The following is a 14,933-nucleotide window of genomic DNA, read 5'->3' as shown; positions in this document are numbered from 1 at the left end:
CGAGTAGGGGAGAGCTAGTGCGGATTGCCAGGGCGGCCGATCACAAGGCGGTCAGCCATCTTCAAGCTTCCAAGCGGGTAGGCGCAGAGCCAGGGTCTTGGCAGGTGCCCGGCGCGTAGCCCGGGCACCCGAGGACATGCTTGCGCTCAGAGAAGCGCCTTGGCCTTCGCGACAACCGCGCCGGGCGTGATGCCGAAATACTCGAAGAGTTCTTCGGCAGGGCCCGAGGCGCCGAAGCCCTCCATGCCGACGAAATCCGACTTCTGGGCCCGGCCGCGCTCGCCGCAGAGCCAGCGATCCCAGCCCATGCGCACGGCCGCCTCGATGCCCACGCGGACAGGACCTGCCGGCAGCACCCGCTTGCGGTAGGCCTCGTCCTGCTGCTCGAAAAGCTCCATGCACGGCATCGACACGACCCTCACGCCGATCCCCTCGGCCTGCAGCGCCTCGCGCGCGGACATGGCGACCGAGACCTCTGACCCCGTCGCGATCAGGATTACCTGCCGCTTGCCCTCGGCTTCGGCGAGGACATAGGCGCCTTGGGCGCTGAGGTTCTTGGTCTTGTGCTCGGTCCGCACGGTCGGCACGCCCTGACGGGTCAGCGACAGCACCGACGGTGTCGAGGATTGCGTCAGCGCGATCTCCCACGCCTCCGCGGTCTCGACCACGTCGGCGGGGCGGAAGACGAGCATGTTCGGCGTCGCGCGGCTGATCGCAAGATGCTCCACCGGCTGGTGCGTCGGGCCGTCCTCGCCGAGGCCGATGCTGTCATGCGTCATCACGAAGACGGTCGGGACCCTCTGCAGGGCCGCGAGCCGCATCGCGGGGCGGGCATAATCGGTGAAGCACATGAACGTGCCGCCATAGGGCCGGATGCCGCCATGCAGCGCCATGCCGTTCATCGCCGCCGACATGCCGTGTTCGCGGATGCCGTAATAGACGTAGCGACCCTTGCGGTTCTCGATGTCGAAGACGCCGAGATCCTCGGTCTTGGTGTTGTTCGACCCGGTCAGGTCCGCCGATCCGCCGAGCGTCTCGGGCATGATCGGGTTCACCACCTGCAGCACCATCTCGGAGGCCTTGCGGGTCGCGACCTTCGGCTGCGCCTCGGAATTCTGCTTCTTCAGCGCCTTGATCGTCGCCGTGAGCTTCTTCGGCGCGGCGCCGTCGAGCGTGCGCTGGTACTCGGTCTGCTTTGCGGCAGAAAGCGCGCCGACGCGCTCGTCCCAGGCCGCGCTCTCGGCGGCGCCGCGCTTGCCGTATTCTTCCCACCGCGACTTGATCTCCGCCGGGACCTCGAAGGGCCCGTAAGACCAGCCATAGGCGTCCTTGGCGTCGGTCAGCTGCTGCGCGTCGGTGAGCGCGCCGTGACCCTTGGACGTGTCCTGAGCCGCATGCCCGATCGCGATATGCGTCTTGCAGGCGATCATTGACGGACGGGGGTCTTTCTTGGCCGCCTCGATCGCCGCGTCGATCTCCTCGGGATCGTGCCCGTCGATCTCCTGGACGTGCCAGCCCGCCGCCTCGAAGCGCTTCGGCTGGTCGGTCCGATCGGCGATGTCGACCTTGCCGTCGATGGTGATCGCGTTGTTGTCCCAGAAGACGCAGAGCTTGCCGAGCTGCTGGCGCCCGGCGAGCGCGATGGCCTCCTGGCTCACACCCTCCATCAGGCAGCCGTCACCGGCGATGACCCAGGTGCGGTGGTCGCAGATCTTGGCACCGAACCGCGCACGCAGCGATTCCTCGGCGATGGCAAAGCCAACCGACATCGCGAGCCCTTGGCCGAGTGGGCCGGTGGTGGTCTCGATCCCCTTGGCGAGGAAGTTTTCGGGATGGCCCGCGGTCTTGCCGTGAAGCTGGCGGAAGTTCTTGATCTCGTCGAGCGTGATCTCCGCGTCACCCGTGAGGTAGAGCAGCGAGTAGAGCAGCATGGACCCGTGGCCCGCCGACAGGATGAAGCGGTCGCGGTCCGGCCATTCGGGGCGGGCGGCGTCGAATTTCAGGTGCTTGCCGTAAAGCACGGTCGCGACGTCGGCCATGCCCATCGGCATCCCGGAATGGCCCGAATTCGCGGCGGCCACCGCGTCGAGGGCGAGCGTCCGGATCGCGGTTGCGGTCTGCCAGTGGTCGGGATTGCGGGTGCGTAGCGTCTCGATATCCAACGGGGGCCTGTCCTTTGCGCGAAAAACGGCGGTAGGGACGCTCTTATCAAGACGGGGGCGAAGATCAAGCGCGGGCCACAAGGCCTTGACACGGCATGGCCTAGGGCTTGCATCATGGCGGCGACACCGGCACCGCGGGAGTGAAGTGCGATTCGTCGTGCGCCCGCATCCGGCGGCTCCGCGAAGCGGCGCGTCAGAGGCGCGTCGAAGAAGGGACAGATACATGAACGAACTGGACACGCTCCAGGGCCGGATCACGGCCGCGCTCGACCGCATCGCCAGGGGAGTCGAAACGCTCGACGCCCCTCTGCCGCCCGAAGACGTCGCCCCCGAGCCGGAGATCGACGCGGAGGAAGTCGCCCGCCTGCGCGACGCGCTCGAGGACGAGCGGCGCGCAAAATCCGGTCTCGAGGAGCGCCTGCGAGAGTTTCGCGAAAGGGGCGAGCGGGAGATGGCCGAGCTGCGCGAGCAGGTGGCGGCAAGCCGCGAGGCCTTGGCCCAGCTCGACGGTGATCTGGGGCGCATGCGCCGCGCCTATGAGACGCTGCGGGACACCAACGAGGATCTCACGCGCGCCCTCTCCGAAGATCTCGGCGATCCGCATCTGATCAATCAGGCGATGCAGGCTGAACTCGAGGCGATGCGTGCGGCGCGCGCCACGGAAAGGGCGGAGTGCGCGGCGATCCTCGCCGCTCTCGATCCGCTGCTTGCCGAGGCCGCGATCGAGGCGCAGTCCGTTACGACACACGCTAACGAGGAGGAGGCCTGATGCCCGAGGTCGAGGTTCAGATCGGAGGACGCCTCTTCGCCGTCGCCTGCCAGGAGGGCGAGGAGGAATATCTTCATACCGCGGCTGCGATGCTCGACACCGAGGCGCAGGTGCTGGCCGAGCAGCTCGGCCGCGTGCCGGAAGCCCGGATGCTGCTGATGGCGGGTCTGATGCTCGCCGACAAGACCGTCGGTCTCGAGGAACGCGCGGAGGCCGCCGAGGCCCAGGCCGCCGCGCTCGAGGCGGAACTGTCGGCCTTGCGGGATGCGCCGCCGCCCGCAGCTCCGGAGCCCGAAAGGATCGAGGTCCCGGTTCTGCCGGCAGGCATTACCGACACGATGGCCGAAATCGCGGCCCGTGCGGAGGCGATCGCCGATGAAATCGAGGAGAAGGCGACGAGGTAAGGCGCCGCGCAACGACAAAGGGCGCGTCCGGCAGGACGCGCCCTTTGCATGTTCCGTATCTGGCCGGGCGTCAGCCGTTGGCTTCGCGGATCTTCTCCGCGGCCTGCTTGTCGTAGGAGACGCCGTTCTGCTCGAAGAGCTGGTCGAGCTCGCCCGACAGCGTCATCTCGGTGATGATGTCGCAGCCGCCGACGAATTCGCCCTTGACGTAGAGCTGCGGGATCGTGGGCCACTCCGAGTAATCCTTGATGCCCTGGCGGATGCCGTCGTCAGCTAGAACGTTCACGTCGGTGTATTCGACACCCATATAGTTGAGCACACCGGCCACGCGGCTGGAGAAGCCGCATTGCGGCATGGTCTTGGTGCCCTTCATGTAGAGCACCACGTCGTTGCCCTTCACGGTCTCTTCGATCTGGGTCTTCGCGTCGGTCGTGGTCATACGTCCACCTTCCTTGTCTGGTATGCAGCGCCCGTCAGCGGCGGGGCGTCAGCCTGTCGCGGTTCGAGGCGGGGCGGCGCGGCGCTTCGGCACGCGCCGGCACCCGTACGAGCGCCGGCTTCGGAGCCGCCAGCGCCGCGAGCCATTCGCCAAGTGTCTTAAGCCATTGCGTCATTCGGGCACCTTCGTCGTGAGGGCGAGGGCGTGCAACTCGCCGTTCGAGCCGTCCATCTTTCCCTTCAGGGCGGCATAGACGGCCCGCTGCTGCTGAACGCGATTCTTGCCGCGGAAGCTCTCGTCGATCACCTCGGCTGCGTAGTGATTGCCGTCTCCAGCCAGGTCGGTGATCGTGATCTTCGCTTCCGGAAAGCTGTCCCGGATCAGGTTCTCGATCTCCTGCGCCTCGATGGCCATAGGTCAAAGCTCCTTGCTGGTCTGGCGGAAATGTATGCGAGGCAAAGAGGCTCCACAAGAGAGGGGCAGGGGCGTCAGGCGGCGAGATCGACCCAGACGGGCACGTGGTCCGAAGGTTTTTCGCGGCCGCGTTCGTCGCGCGAAATCCCCACGTCGGTCATCAGGTCCGCGGCCTGCGGGGTCAGCAGGACATGGTCGATGCGGATGCCGTTGTCGCGTTCCCAGGACCGCGCCTGGTAATCCCAGAAGCTGTAGTGGCCGGGGCCCCGCACCCGCGCCCGAAACGCCTCGGTGAAGCCGAGATTGAGCACCCGCCGAAACGCCGCGCGGCTCTCGTAGAGATAGAGCGCGTCATTCTCCCACGCCTCGGGCCGGGCCGCATCCTCGGCCTGCGGGATCACGTTGTAGTCGCCGGCCATCAGCGCGGGCATCTCGCTCGCGATGAGTTCCGCGCCGCGGTCGGCGAGCCGCTGCATCCAGCCGAGCTTGTAGCCGTACTTGCCTGTCGCAAGCGGCTTTCCGTCCGCGCCGAACTCCACCGGGTTCCCGTTCGGCAGGTAGAGCCCGCAGACCCGCACGGCGTGGGTGTTGCCCACCACCGTTGCCTCGATCCAGCGGGCCTGCTCGTCGCTCTCGTCTCCGGGCAGACCGCGCGTGACGTCCTCGAGCGGAAGCTTCGACAGGATCGCGACGCCGTTGAAACCCTTCTGCCCATGCGTCTCGACATTGTAGCCGAGATCCTCGACCGCTTCCCGGGGGAAGCCCTCGTCGACAGACTTGATCTCCTGAAGAAGCACCACGTCCGGTGCGTCCCGCTCCAGCCAGTCGAGAAGCGTCTGCAGACGGGCCTTGACGCCGTTGATGTTGAACGTGGCGATCTTCATGACGGGCATTCCTTGCGGGTGGTGCGAGAGGCGGTGCTCGTCTCGAGATGCCGGAGACGCCAGGAACGCGCAAGTCGGTTGCCCGCGCCCCGGCGCTGCCGAGGCACGGCCGCGGCGACTACATCGCGAAGCTGGTTCCGCAGCCGCAGGAGCTCGCCGCGTTGGGGTTCTCGATGGTGAAACGCGCGCCGATCAGCTCTTCGGTGAAGTCGATGACGGCGTTCTCGAGGAACGGCAGCGACACCTCGTCGACGACGACCTTCTGGCCCTGTCCCTCGAGCACGAGGTCGCCATCCTCGGGCGCGTCGAGCTTGATGTCATACTGAAACCCCGAACAGCCGCCGCCCTCGACGGCGACACGCAGGGCGTGGCCGTCCTTCGCGGCCCCGATCTCGGCGAGGCGGGCAAAGGCGCGGTCGGTGACTTTGGGCGGCAGGTTCATCTCAGATCAGCTCCTCGGGCGGTCCTTGAGGTGGCAAGGTTCGCGTGCGGTTCCCATCGGGAACGCCTTGCAATATATGGCCCGCACCGACTGACCACAAGACGACGCCCGGAGGCGGACACATCCATGCGAGCGCCCTTTGCCTGTGACCCCGCGCGCTCGCGCGGGCGGCTTTTCCCCGAAGAGGAAAGCGCCTTCCGGTCCTGCTTCCAGCGCGACCGGGACCGGATCATCCACGCCTCAGCCTTCCGCCGACTCAAGCACAAGACGCAGGTCTTCGTCGAGCACGAGGGCGATTTCTTTCGCACCCGTCTCACCCATTCGATCGAGGTGGCGCAGGTCGCGCGCACGGTCTCGAACGCGCTCGGGCTCGATACCGACCTGACCGAGGCGGTGGCGCTGGCCCACGATCTCGGCCACACGCCCTTCGGCCATACCGGCGAGGACGCGCTCGACGCGCTGATGGCGCCGCATGGCGGCTTCGATCACAACGCCCAGACGATCCGCATCGTCACCCAGCTCGAGAAGCACTACGCCGAGTTCGACGGGCTGAACCTGACCTGGGAGACGCTCGAGGGCATCGCCAAGCACAACGGTCCGGTCACCGGCGATCTGCCTTACGCGCTCGCCGAATACGACGCGCGTCACCCGCTCGAGCTCCACACCCATGCCAGCGCGGAGGCGCAGGTCGCGGCGCTCGCCGACGACATCGCCTACAACAATCACGACCTCCATGACGGTTTGCGCGCCCAGCTCTTCACCGAGGACGAGATCGCGGCCCTGCCGATCGTCGGGGCGGCGTATGCCGAGGTCGATCGGAAGTACCCGGGCACCGACGCGTCCCGTCGCCGTCACGAGGCGCTGCGCCGCGTCTTCGGGGCCATGGTCGGCGACGTGATCGACACGTCCCGCGCGGCGCTGGACGCAGCCGCTCCGCAGGATGCCCAGACCGTCCGCGAACTCGGCCACCCTGTGATTTCCTTCTCGGACGAGATGTGGGCCGCCATCCGCGAGATCCGCACCTTCCTCTTCACCCGGATGTACCGCGCGCCCTCGGTGATGGAGCAGCGGACCCGGGTCACCGCAGCGGTTCACGATCTCTTCCCAATCTATCTCGAGCGCCCCGACCTGCTCCCCCAGCGCTGGCAGCCCGAGATCGCGGCCGCGGCCGGAACGACCGAGCTGGCGCGCCTCGTGGCCGACTACATCGCCGGCATGACCGACCGTTACGCGCTCCAGAGCCACGCGCGGCTGACCGGCGTCGACGTGCTGCACGACGCCACCTGACGGCGCTCGCCAAGGCTGCTCCCCGCGCTATACCCCGTCCGACGACACCTCGCTCCCGAAAGGATCTGAATCGATGGCCACCGGTGTGGAATCGGGCCTCGCTCCCGTGCTCGGCTTTGCGCTCGTGGGCGCGCTCGGCGTCGGCTCGCAATGGCTCGCCTGGCGGCTGCGGATGCCGGCGATCGTGCTCATGCTCGCCGCGGGCCTGCTCGTCGGCCCGGGGCTCGGTCTGCTCGATCCCGCGCGCGATTTCGGCGATCTGCTCCAGCCGATGGTGGCCATCGCGGTCGCCATCATCCTCTTCGAGGGCGGGCTCAGCCTCGATCTGCATTCGCTGTCGGACGCGGCGAAGGGTGTGCGGCGGCTGGTCTTCGTGGGAGCGCCGCTCGGATGGGCGGCATCTGCAGCCGCCCTGCACTGGGTCGCGGGCCTTTCGTGGGAAACCTCCGCCGTCTTCGGCGGCATCATGATCGTCACCGGGCCCACGGTCATCGCCCCGCTGCTGCGGCAGGCGCGCCTGCGGCGCCGCCCGGCCGCGCTCCTGCAATGGGAGGCCATCGTCAACGATCCCGTGGGAGCGCTCGCCGCCGTTCTCGCCTTCGAGATCGTTCTGGTGCGCGAGACCTCGGCCGGCCCCTCAGGCGCGCTCTTCGATCTGATCCTTGGGATCGGTATCGCGACGGCGCTCGGGCTTGCGGCGGGCTGGGGGCTCGCACGCGCCTTCTCGCGCGGGCTCGTGCCGGAATACATGAAGGTGCCGGTTCTCTTTGCCTCGGTGCTCGCTGTCTTCGCGGTGTCGGATCACGTCCTGCACGAATCGGGACTTCTCGCAGTCACGCTCATGGGGCTCTGGATCGCCAATGTCGAACTGCCGTCCTACGTGGAACTCCGCCGGTTCAAGGAGCAGGCGACGGTCCTCCTCGTCTCCGGGGTCTTCATCCTGCTCGCGGCCAACATGAGCCGCGAGACGCTCGCCTCGCTCGACCTGCGGGCGGCGCTTTTCGTTGCCGTCGTCATCCTCCTCGCGCGTCCCGTCGCGGTGCTCCTCTCGCTCACCGGGTCCAACGTGCCCTGGGCGGAGCGGACGCTGATCGCGCTGACCGGTCCCCGGGGTGTCGTGCTCGTCGCCGTGGCCGGTCTCTTCGGCGAGCGGCTCGCCGAGATCGGCATCGAGGACGGCGCCCGCATGGCACCGCTCGCCTTCGCGCTCGTCGGTGCGACGGTGGTGCTTCACGGATTTGCCCTCGGCCCGCTGGCGCGCCTGCTGGGATTGTCTGCCGCTGACCGCCCCGGCGTTCTGATCGTCGGGGGAGCGCCGTGGTCGGTGGCGCTGGCAAAGGCTCTTGCGAAGCTCGACCTGCCGGTGATGATCGCCGATCCGAACCTCGCGCATCTGCGCGGCGCGCGGGATGCAGGGCTCGAGACCTTCTTCGGCGACGTTCTGGCGGAGGAGGCCGAGCATCGGCTTGATCTCGTACGCTACGAGACGGTCATCGCGGCAACCGACAACGATGCCTACAACACGCTGGTGACGACCGATCTCGGTCCCGAATTCGGTCGCGAGAAGGTCTTCCAGCTGCGCCGCGTGCGGACGCGGTCGCGCCGGCACGCGCTTCCCGCGACCCTAGGCGGCCGCCCGATCGGGGCCGACGAGACCTTCGCCGAGGCGAATGCGCGGGTCCAGGACGGGTGGGAATTCCGCGTCACGACCCTGTCCGAGGAATTCACCCTCACGCATTGGCGCGAGACGATGCCGCAGGCGATAGCCGTGGCCGAGCTCAAGAACGGTGCCCTGCGCTTCTTCGGGCCCGAGGAGGAGGAGGGGCCCGCCGGCGGGCCGGGAGCGAAGATCATCTCGCTCGCGCCCGAACGGTCGGAGCGGAAGACCGCCGCGACCGAACGCGCGTCCCGGTCGATTGACCCGGGGCAGGGCGGTCGGTAGACCCCGCGCGACCACAGACAGGATGACCTCGATGAACCTCTTCACCGATATCGGTGGGCTCGTCACGGATGCGATCGGCGCGCTCCAGGCGGACGGAACCCTGCCCGAGGGCCTGAACCTCGGCCCCGTGACGGTCGAGCCGCCGCGCGATCCGGCCCATGGCGACATGGCCACCAACGTCGCCATGGTGCTGGCGAAGCCCGCGGGCAAGAAGCCGCGCGACATCGCCGAGGCGCTTGTGCCGAAGCTCGCCGCCGATCCGCGCGTCGCCTCCGCCGAGGTCGCCGGTCCGGGCTTCATCAACCTGCGCCTCTCGGACGGCGTCTGGCAGGAGGTGACGAAGGCGGTTCTGGCGGACGGTGAGCGCTACGGGCGGTCTGCCATGGGGCAGGGCCAGTCGGTGAACGTCGAATACGTCTCGGCCAACCCCACCGGGCCGCTCCATGTGGGTCACACCCGCGGCGCGGTCTTCGGGGACGCGCTGGCCTCGCTCTACGATTACGCGGGCTACGACGTGACCCGCGAATACTACATCAACGACGGCGGCGCGCAGGTCGACACGCTCGCGCGGTCCGTCTACCTGCGCTACATTGAAGCGCATGGCCGCGACGTCGAGTTCGCGGACGGGACCTATCCCGGCGAATACCTCATCGCGACCGGCGAGGCGCTGAAGGCCAAGGTCGGCGATGCGTACGTGGACGCCCCCGAGGAGGAGTGGCTGGCGGAGGTGCGCGAGTTCGCCACCGACGCGATGCTCGATCTCATCCGCGGCGACCTGAAGCTCCTCGGCGTCGAGATGGACCGCTTCTTTTCGGAAAAGTCGCTCTACGGCACCGGCCTCATAGAGCAGGCCATCGAGGCGCTGCGCGGCAAGGATCTCATCTACCGCGGCACGCTCGAGCCCCCCAAGGGCAAGACGCCCGAGGATTGGGAGCCGCGCGAGCAGACGCTCTTCCGTTCAACCGCCCATGGTGACGACGTCGACCGCCCGATCATGAAGTCGGACGGCGCCTGGACCTATTTCGCCCCCGACATCGCCTATCACTGGGACAAGGTGAGCCGCGGTTACGATCTTCTGGTCGATGTCTTCGGAGCCGACCACGGCGGCTACGTCAAGCGCATGAAGGCTGCGGTCTCGGCGCTCTCGGACGGCAATGTGCCGCTCGAGGTCAAGCTCTGCCAGCTCGTCAAACTCTACAAGAACGGCGAGCCGTTCAAGATGTCGAAACGCGCCGGCACCTTCATCACGCTGCGCGACGTGGTCGAGCAGGTCGGCCCGGACGTCACCCGCTTCGTGATGCTCACCCGCAAGAACGACGCGCCGCTCGATTTCGATTTCGACAAGGTGCTCGAGCAGTCCAAGGAAAACCCGGTCTTTTACGTACAATACGCGCATGCCCGCGTACGTTCTGTACAAAGAAAGGCCGAGGCCGCGGGCATCGACGTCTCGGACGCCGCGCTCTCCGGCGCGGATCTCTCGAGCCTGACCCACGAGGCCGAGCTCGCGCTCGCCCGGAAGATTGCCGAATGGCCGCGGCAGGTTGAGATCGCCGCCAAGACCTCCGAGCCGCACCGCATCGCTTTCTATCTCTATGATCTGGCGTCGGAACTTCACGCGCTCTGGAATCGCGGCAACGACGAGCCGTCGCTGCGATTCCTGCAGGAGGACGATCCCGACACGAGCCGGTCGAAAATCGCCCTCGCCCGTGCCGCTTCGGTTGTCATTTCGGCCGGTTTGGGTATCTTGGGCGTGACACCGGCAGAAGAAATGCGCTGAGAAAACAACGCGCCGCCGGTGACTTGGCAGAGCAGGTGACCGGCGGTGGCGCAATGCCGCCCGATGCCGGAACAAGAGGCAGTGATGGCGGACTTCTATGCAGCGGGGCCCGCGCCCCTTTCAGACGAGCCCGGTGGCAAGGGCCGCAGGCTCTCCCGGCTCGCCAATTTCGCAGGCGCGGCAGCCTCGCTGGCGCTTCTCGTCGGAGTGGGCGTCTGGGGGACCAAGATCATCCTGCGAGACGTGAGCGGCATCCCCGTGGTCATGGCCGCCGAAGGACCGATGCGCGTCGCCCCGGAGCGCCCGGGCGGGGAGCTGGCCGATCACCAAGGGCTTGCGGTGAACGCGGTGGCAGGGCTCGGCGTGGCCGAGAAACCTGCCGACACATTGCATCTCGCGCCGGGCGAGACCGATCTTTCGGACGAGGATGTGACCCTCTCCGAGATGAAACCTGTTCAGGCTAGCGCAGCGATGCCCGCCACGACGGAGCCGCTTCCGTCCCTTTCGGAGCTGACCGACGATGCCGCAAGTCCCGAGGACGCCATCCAGGCGCTTGCGGACCAGCTGGTCGCGGGGACCGAGCCGCTGCTGGAGACCGGCATCGAGCCCGGACCGGAAGAGGCAGGTGACGAGGGCATCGAAATCGCCACGATCTCGCCGGACATTCCCGGCGTTGCCGTCTCGCGCCGGCCGGCAACGCGGCCGGTCGACCTCGCCGTGCTCCGTGCCGTGGCCGCGCAGTCGCGTCCCAAGGAAACCGGGACCCGCGAGATCTCGGCCGGCGATCTTGCGAAGGGCACGCGCCTCGTGCAGCTCGGTGCATTCGACAGCGCTGACACCGCGCGCAGCGAATGGACCCGGCTCGAGGGCAGGTTCCGCGACTACATGGAAGGCCATGCCCGCGTGATCGAAAAGGCGGAATCGGGCGGCAGCACCTTCTACCGACTTCGCGCGCACGGGTTCGAGACGCTCTCCGACGCGCGGCGGTTCTGTGCCACCTTCGTGGCGGAGAATGCCGATTGCATTCCGGTGGTCGTAAGGTGAGCTTCGGCGCGGCGATCCTCGGATGCGCAGGGCTGCGGCTCTCCGCTGAGGAAAAGGCATTTTTCCGCGATGCGGATCCGGTGGGCTTTATCCTGTTCGGCCGGAATATCGACGACGCGGACCAGATCCGGAACCTCACCTCCGACCTTCGAGAGACGGTGGGGCGTGACGCACCGATCTTCATCGATCAGGAGGGCGGACGGGTTCAGCGCCTGCGCCCGCCGCTGGCCCGCGACTGGCCCGCGCCGCTCGACCATGTCCGCCAGTACCGCGACCACGCCGGACGCGCGATGTATCTGCGGTATCGCATCATCGCGGCGGAACTCCGTGCGCTCGGCATCGACGGAAACTGCGCGCCCATGCTCGACGTGGCGCGGCCGGAGACGCATCGCTTCCTGCGTGACAGATGCTATGGCGAGACGCTGGATCTCGTCATCGAGATCGGCCGGGCCGTGGCGCAGGGGCTCTCCGAGGGCGGCGTTCTGCCGGTGATCAAGCACATGCCCGGTCACGGCCTCGCAAGGCTCGACAGCCATCTCGACCTTCCCCGGATCGCCGCCTCCGAGGATGAGCTCGACGCAACCGACTTTGCCGCCTTCCGCCCGTTCTCGGACATCGCTCTCGGGATGACGGCGCATCTCGTCTACGAGGAGATCGACCCTCAACCGGCTACGGTGTCGCCCACCATGATCTCGTTGATCCGGGACAGGCTCGGTTTCGGCGGCCTCCTGATGACCGACGACATCTCGATGGAGGCTCTGTCGGGCAGCGTGGCCGATCGGGGGCGTGCGTCGCTCGACGCGGGATGCGACGTGGTTCTCCATTGCAACGGCGACATGGACGAGATGCGGGCGCTCGTGGACGCGGCCGGGACCCTGACCGATACCGCTCAGAGCCGTGCGGAAGCCGCGCTCGCGTCCCGCGGGGAGTCGGGTGAGGTTGACATCGCGGACCTCGCCGACCAGCTTGAGGCGCTGCCCGTGGAACGCCCGGCCTGATCGCATGAATGACGATCCCACCGACAATGTCGAAGCCCTGAGCGTCGCCGAGCGCCTCGAAGCCGAGGCGCTCATCGTCGATGTCGACGGGTTCGAGGGACCGCTGGACCTCCTCCTCACGCTGTCGCGCACGCAGAAGGTCGACCTGCGAAAGGTGTCCGTCCTCCAGCTCGCGCGGCAGTACCTCTCCTTCGTCGACAAGGCCAAGGAGCTTCGGATCGAGCTCGCCGCCGATTACCTCGTCATGGCCGCCTGGCTCGCGTTCCTCAAGTCGCGCCTGCTCTTGCCGCCGGACCCCGAGGAAGAGGGACCGTCGGGCGAGGAGATGGCAGCCCATCTCGCCTTCCAGCTCGAGCGCCTGCAGGCGATGCGCGAGATGGCGGCGCGCCTGATGGGGCGGGACCGGCTCGGCCGCGACATCTTTGCCCGCGGGATCCCGGAGCGTGTCGAGCATGTGAAGCGCGTGAGCTACTCGGCCACGCTCCTCGATCTGATGCAGGCCTATGCCCGGATCCGCACGCGGGACGAGTTCCGCCCCTTCGTGATGGATCGCGACAAGGTCTGGACGATGGAACAGGCTCTCGACCGGATGCGCGGGATGATCGGGTTTGCCGGCACGTGGACCGACATCGCATCCTACCTTCCCGACGGCTGGTCCGACGATCCGCAGATGCGGCGGTCGGCCACCGCTGCAACCTTCGCTGCGTCGCTCGAACTCGTGAAGGAAGGTCGCGTCCACATCCGGCAGGAGGACACCTTCATGCCGATCGAAATCCGCCGGGCGGAAAATACGCGATGAGTGCGGACCAAGGCGATCCCGGCGAAGCGCCGCAGGAGCCGCTCTTCGACGCGCCGATCCTGGCCGAGCAGGAGCGCATGGTGGAGGCCATCCTCTTCGCCTCCTCGGAGCCGGTGACGGTCAGGGAACTCAACGCCCGGATGCCCCACGGATGCGACGCTGCAGAGGCGCTCGCTCTGCTTCGGAAACGTTACGAGGGGCGCGGCGTCAACATCGTGCGGGTCGGAGACAGCTGGGCGATCCGCACCGCGGCCGATCTCGGCTTTCTCATGCAAAAGGAGACGGTCGAGGCCCGCAAGCTCAGCCGGGCCGCGATCGAGACGCTGGCGATCATCGCCTATCACCAGCCGGTCACGCGGGCCGAGGTCGAGGAGATCCGCGGCGTCTCGGTGTCTCGCGGAACGGTGGACCAGTTGCTCGAGATGGAATGGATCCGCTTCGGGCGCCGCCGCATGACGCCGGGGCGGCCCGTGACCTTCGTGGTGACCGAGACGTTCCTCGACCATTTCGGCCTCGAAAGCGCGCGCGATCTGCCCGGCCTGAAAGAACTGCGCGCCGCCGGACTTCTAGAAAGCCGCCCGCCTCCCGGTGGTGCGCCGACCTCTGGCGAAGGCGACGTCGACGCCGAGGAAGCGCCGGATGCGGGGCAGAGCGAACTCTTCGAGGACTAGCCTGCGCCCCAGGCATCCGGGAAAGAAAAAAGCCCCGGAGAACCGGGGCTTTGTGTAGATCTTGTCTGGATCAGCGGATGACCTGCACGATGCGACGGGTTTCCGGATCCACGATCACGGTCTGCTGATTGACGTTGAGATACTGGTAATCCGCCTCGGGCACGGAATAGACCTCGACGTCCTGAGGCACGCCCGCGCCCACAGCCACTTCGCCATTGAGGTAGACCGGCTCGACCGGGTTCTGCTGAACGTAGGTCACGGTGTTCTCTTCGACATCCGCACCAGCTGCGCCCGTCGCCGCGCCGACGATTGCGCCTGCCGCGACGGCTGCCGGACCACCGACGAGCAGCGAGCCTGCGGCCGCGCCCCAAGCGGCGCCGGCGGTTCCGCCCACTGTCTCGGCGCTGTCGTCATCCTCGTAGGTGACCGTATTGATCTCGACGCTAGAGGGGGCCTCGTAGAGAGCAACCGGCTGCTCTTCGACCACGGTCGTCAGATAGGCCGAATAGGCGTATCCCGTCTGCCCGTCATACGTGACCTCACACCACTCGCCCCCTTCGAGGCAGCCGGTGACGTCGACGGTCGTGTCGGAAGGGATCACGCCTTGCGTCGCGTATTGCGGGCCGGGACCAGCGCGGAAATTGAGATCGGTGGTCGTGCTTGCCGACATCTGTGCCAGAAGCGGCGTCGCGGCCACGGTCGCAATGGCGGTCGACAAGGCGAGGGTGCGCAAACGGGTCATATCGTAACTCCTGAATTTCAACGACCCGTCTATGCGGGCCAAGCGACTGTCTAAGCGTCGAGAACCAGGATCCGTTCCCAGCCTCGGGGGCGACATTTCAGATTTCGAGCGATCCGCTGCCATCGATCTGACGCAACCGGCGAATCGGCGCCGGTTCCT

The 14,933-nt window shown here is 67.4% G+C and carries 16 protein-coding genes; 9 read left to right on the top strand and 7 right to left on the bottom strand.

The annotated features are described in order from the left end of the window. Positions 1–146: 146 nt before the first annotated feature. Entirely contained in the window at positions 147–2,162 is a 2,016-nt protein-coding gene (gene tkt, locus OCH239_RS10345) for a transketolase (RefSeq protein WP_037262032.1), read from the bottom strand. A gap of 223 nt (positions 2,163–2,385) precedes the next feature. Here tkt and OCH239_RS10340 point away from each other — a divergent pair, with 223 nt between their 5' ends. Together OCH239_RS10340 and OCH239_RS10335 are read left to right on the top strand one after the other, a co-directional pair. Next, positions 2,386–2,931, top strand: a complete 546-nt coding sequence (locus tag OCH239_RS10340; protein WP_037262029.1) for a hypothetical protein — start codon at positions 2,386–2,388, stop codon at positions 2,929–2,931. Then, positions 2,931–3,335: a cell division protein ZapA gene (locus OCH239_RS10335; protein WP_037262026.1), complete on the top strand. Its 405-nt coding sequence runs from the start codon at positions 2,931–2,933 to the stop codon at positions 3,333–3,335. The genes OCH239_RS10340 and OCH239_RS10335 overlap by 1 nt, the downstream gene beginning before the upstream one ends. Before the next feature lie 70 nt (positions 3,336–3,405). Here OCH239_RS10335 and grxD read toward each other — a convergent pair whose 3' ends face one another. The 5 genes from grxD to OCH239_RS10315 all read right to left on the bottom strand — a co-directional run bounded on the left by grxD (position 3,406) and on the right by OCH239_RS10315 (position 5,514). Further along, positions 3,406–3,774 carry a Grx4 family monothiol glutaredoxin gene (grxD, locus tag OCH239_RS10330; RefSeq protein WP_037262023.1) on the bottom strand — a complete coding sequence of 123 codons (369 nt, stop codon included), beginning with the start codon at positions 3,772–3,774 and terminating at the stop codon, positions 3,406–3,408. Positions 3,775–3,808: 34 nt separating this feature from the next. Beyond that, on the bottom strand, positions 3,809–3,949 hold the full coding sequence (locus OCH239_RS22635; RefSeq protein ID WP_157577847.1) for a hypothetical protein: 141 nt from the start codon (positions 3,947–3,949) through the stop codon (positions 3,809–3,811). After that, positions 3,946–4,188, bottom strand: coding sequence for a BolA/IbaG family iron-sulfur metabolism protein (locus OCH239_RS10325; protein WP_037262020.1), 243 nt, complete (start codon positions 4,186–4,188; stop codon positions 3,946–3,948). The genes OCH239_RS22635 and OCH239_RS10325 overlap by 4 nt, the downstream gene beginning before the upstream one ends. Before the next feature lie 74 nt (positions 4,189–4,262). Then, positions 4,263–5,072 carry an exodeoxyribonuclease III gene (gene xth / locus OCH239_RS10320; RefSeq protein ID WP_037262235.1) on the bottom strand — a complete coding sequence of 270 codons (810 nt, stop codon included), beginning with the start codon at positions 5,070–5,072 and terminating at the stop codon, positions 4,263–4,265. Between the two features lie 118 nt (positions 5,073–5,190). Next, the gene (locus OCH239_RS10315) at positions 5,191–5,514 is read right to left on the bottom strand and encodes a HesB/IscA family protein (RefSeq protein WP_037262018.1); all 324 of its coding nucleotides are present in this window, start codon (positions 5,512–5,514) and stop codon (positions 5,191–5,193) included. 126 nt (positions 5,515–5,640) lie between these two features. On the opposite strand from OCH239_RS10315, the gene OCH239_RS10310 reads away from it, so the two are divergent. The 7 genes from OCH239_RS10310 (at position 5,641) to scpB (ending at position 14,032) form a co-directional block, all read left to right on the top strand. After that, positions 5,641–6,801, top strand: coding sequence for a deoxyguanosinetriphosphate triphosphohydrolase (locus OCH239_RS10310; protein WP_037262016.1), 1,161 nt, complete (start codon positions 5,641–5,643; stop codon positions 6,799–6,801). Between the two features lie 73 nt (positions 6,802–6,874). Continuing rightward, positions 6,875–8,743 carry a cation:proton antiporter gene (locus OCH239_RS10305; protein WP_037262014.1) on the top strand — a complete coding sequence of 623 codons (1,869 nt, stop codon included), beginning with the start codon at positions 6,875–6,877 and terminating at the stop codon, positions 8,741–8,743. A 31-nt stretch (positions 8,744–8,774) separates the two neighbouring features. Next, positions 8,775–10,520, top strand: coding sequence for an arginine--tRNA ligase (gene argS / locus OCH239_RS10300; RefSeq protein ID WP_037262011.1), 1,746 nt, complete (start codon positions 8,775–8,777; stop codon positions 10,518–10,520). An 84-nt stretch (positions 10,521–10,604) separates the two neighbouring features. After that, complete coding sequence (locus OCH239_RS23525) at positions 10,605–11,564, top strand: SPOR domain-containing protein (protein WP_037262008.1); 960 nt, start codon at positions 10,605–10,607, stop codon at positions 11,562–11,564. After that, positions 11,561–12,562: a beta-N-acetylhexosaminidase gene (gene nagZ, locus OCH239_RS10290; RefSeq protein ID WP_037262005.1), complete on the top strand. Its 1,002-nt coding sequence runs from the start codon at positions 11,561–11,563 to the stop codon at positions 12,560–12,562. The genes OCH239_RS23525 and nagZ overlap by 4 nt, the downstream gene beginning before the upstream one ends. A gap of 4 nt (positions 12,563–12,566) precedes the next feature. Continuing rightward, positions 12,567–13,361, top strand: coding sequence for a segregation and condensation protein A (locus OCH239_RS10285; RefSeq protein ID WP_037262002.1), 795 nt, complete (start codon positions 12,567–12,569; stop codon positions 13,359–13,361). Next, positions 13,358–14,032, top strand: coding sequence for an SMC-Scp complex subunit ScpB (gene scpB, locus OCH239_RS10280; protein WP_037261999.1), 675 nt, complete (start codon positions 13,358–13,360; stop codon positions 14,030–14,032). Before OCH239_RS10285 ends, scpB begins: the two co-directional genes overlap by 4 nt. A gap of 70 nt (positions 14,033–14,102) precedes the next feature. On the opposite strand, the gene OCH239_RS10275 is transcribed toward scpB, so the two are convergent. Next, positions 14,103–14,774, bottom strand: a complete 672-nt coding sequence (locus OCH239_RS10275) for a DUF1236 domain-containing protein (protein ID WP_037261996.1) — start codon at positions 14,772–14,774, stop codon at positions 14,103–14,105. Positions 14,775–14,933: the final 159 nt, after the last annotated feature.

Origin of the sequence: Roseivivax halodurans JCM 10272, assembly GCF_000521785.1 — a bacterium.
GTDB lineage: Bacteria > Pseudomonadota > Alphaproteobacteria > Rhodobacterales > Rhodobacteraceae > Roseivivax > Roseivivax halodurans.
This window is presented reverse-complemented; position numbering and strand designations above follow the sequence as displayed.

What these genes read in the sequence shown, in the direction of transcription:
- OCH239_RS10340 (WP_037262029.1), top strand. Translation starts at nt 2,386, where the DNA reads ATGAACGAACTGGACACGCTCCAGGGCCGGATCACGGCCGCGCTCGAC.
- OCH239_RS10335 (WP_037262026.1), top strand. Translation starts at nt 2,931, where the DNA reads ATGCCCGAGGTCGAGGTTCAGATCGGAGGACGCCTCTTCGCCGTCGCC.
- grxD (WP_037262023.1), bottom strand. Translation starts at nt 3,774, where the DNA reads ATGACCACGACCGACGCGAAGACCCAGATCGAAGAGACCGTGAAGGGC.
- OCH239_RS22635 (WP_157577847.1), bottom strand. Translation starts at nt 3,949, where the DNA reads ATGACGCAATGGCTTAAGACACTTGGCGAATGGCTCGCGGCGCTGGCG.
- OCH239_RS10325 (WP_037262020.1), bottom strand. Translation starts at nt 4,188, where the DNA reads ATGGCCATCGAGGCGCAGGAGATCGAGAACCTGATCCGGGACAGCTTT.
- xth (WP_037262235.1), bottom strand. Translation starts at nt 5,072, where the DNA reads ATGAAGATCGCCACGTTCAACATCAACGGCGTCAAGGCCCGTCTGCAG.
- OCH239_RS10315 (WP_037262018.1), bottom strand. Translation starts at nt 5,514, where the DNA reads ATGAACCTGCCGCCCAAAGTCACCGACCGCGCCTTTGCCCGCCTCGCC.
- OCH239_RS10310 (WP_037262016.1), top strand. Translation starts at nt 5,641, where the DNA reads ATGCGAGCGCCCTTTGCCTGTGACCCCGCGCGCTCGCGCGGGCGGCTT.
- OCH239_RS10305 (WP_037262014.1), top strand. Translation starts at nt 6,875, where the DNA reads ATGGCCACCGGTGTGGAATCGGGCCTCGCTCCCGTGCTCGGCTTTGCG.
- argS (WP_037262011.1), top strand. Translation starts at nt 8,775, where the DNA reads ATGAACCTCTTCACCGATATCGGTGGGCTCGTCACGGATGCGATCGGC.
- OCH239_RS23525 (WP_037262008.1), top strand. Translation starts at nt 10,605, where the DNA reads ATGGCGGACTTCTATGCAGCGGGGCCCGCGCCCCTTTCAGACGAGCCC.
- OCH239_RS10285 (WP_037262002.1), top strand. Translation starts at nt 12,567, where the DNA reads ATGAATGACGATCCCACCGACAATGTCGAAGCCCTGAGCGTCGCCGAG.
- scpB (WP_037261999.1), top strand. Translation starts at nt 13,358, where the DNA reads ATGAGTGCGGACCAAGGCGATCCCGGCGAAGCGCCGCAGGAGCCGCTC.
- OCH239_RS10275 (WP_037261996.1), bottom strand. Translation starts at nt 14,774, where the DNA reads ATGACCCGTTTGCGCACCCTCGCCTTGTCGACCGCCATTGCGACCGTG.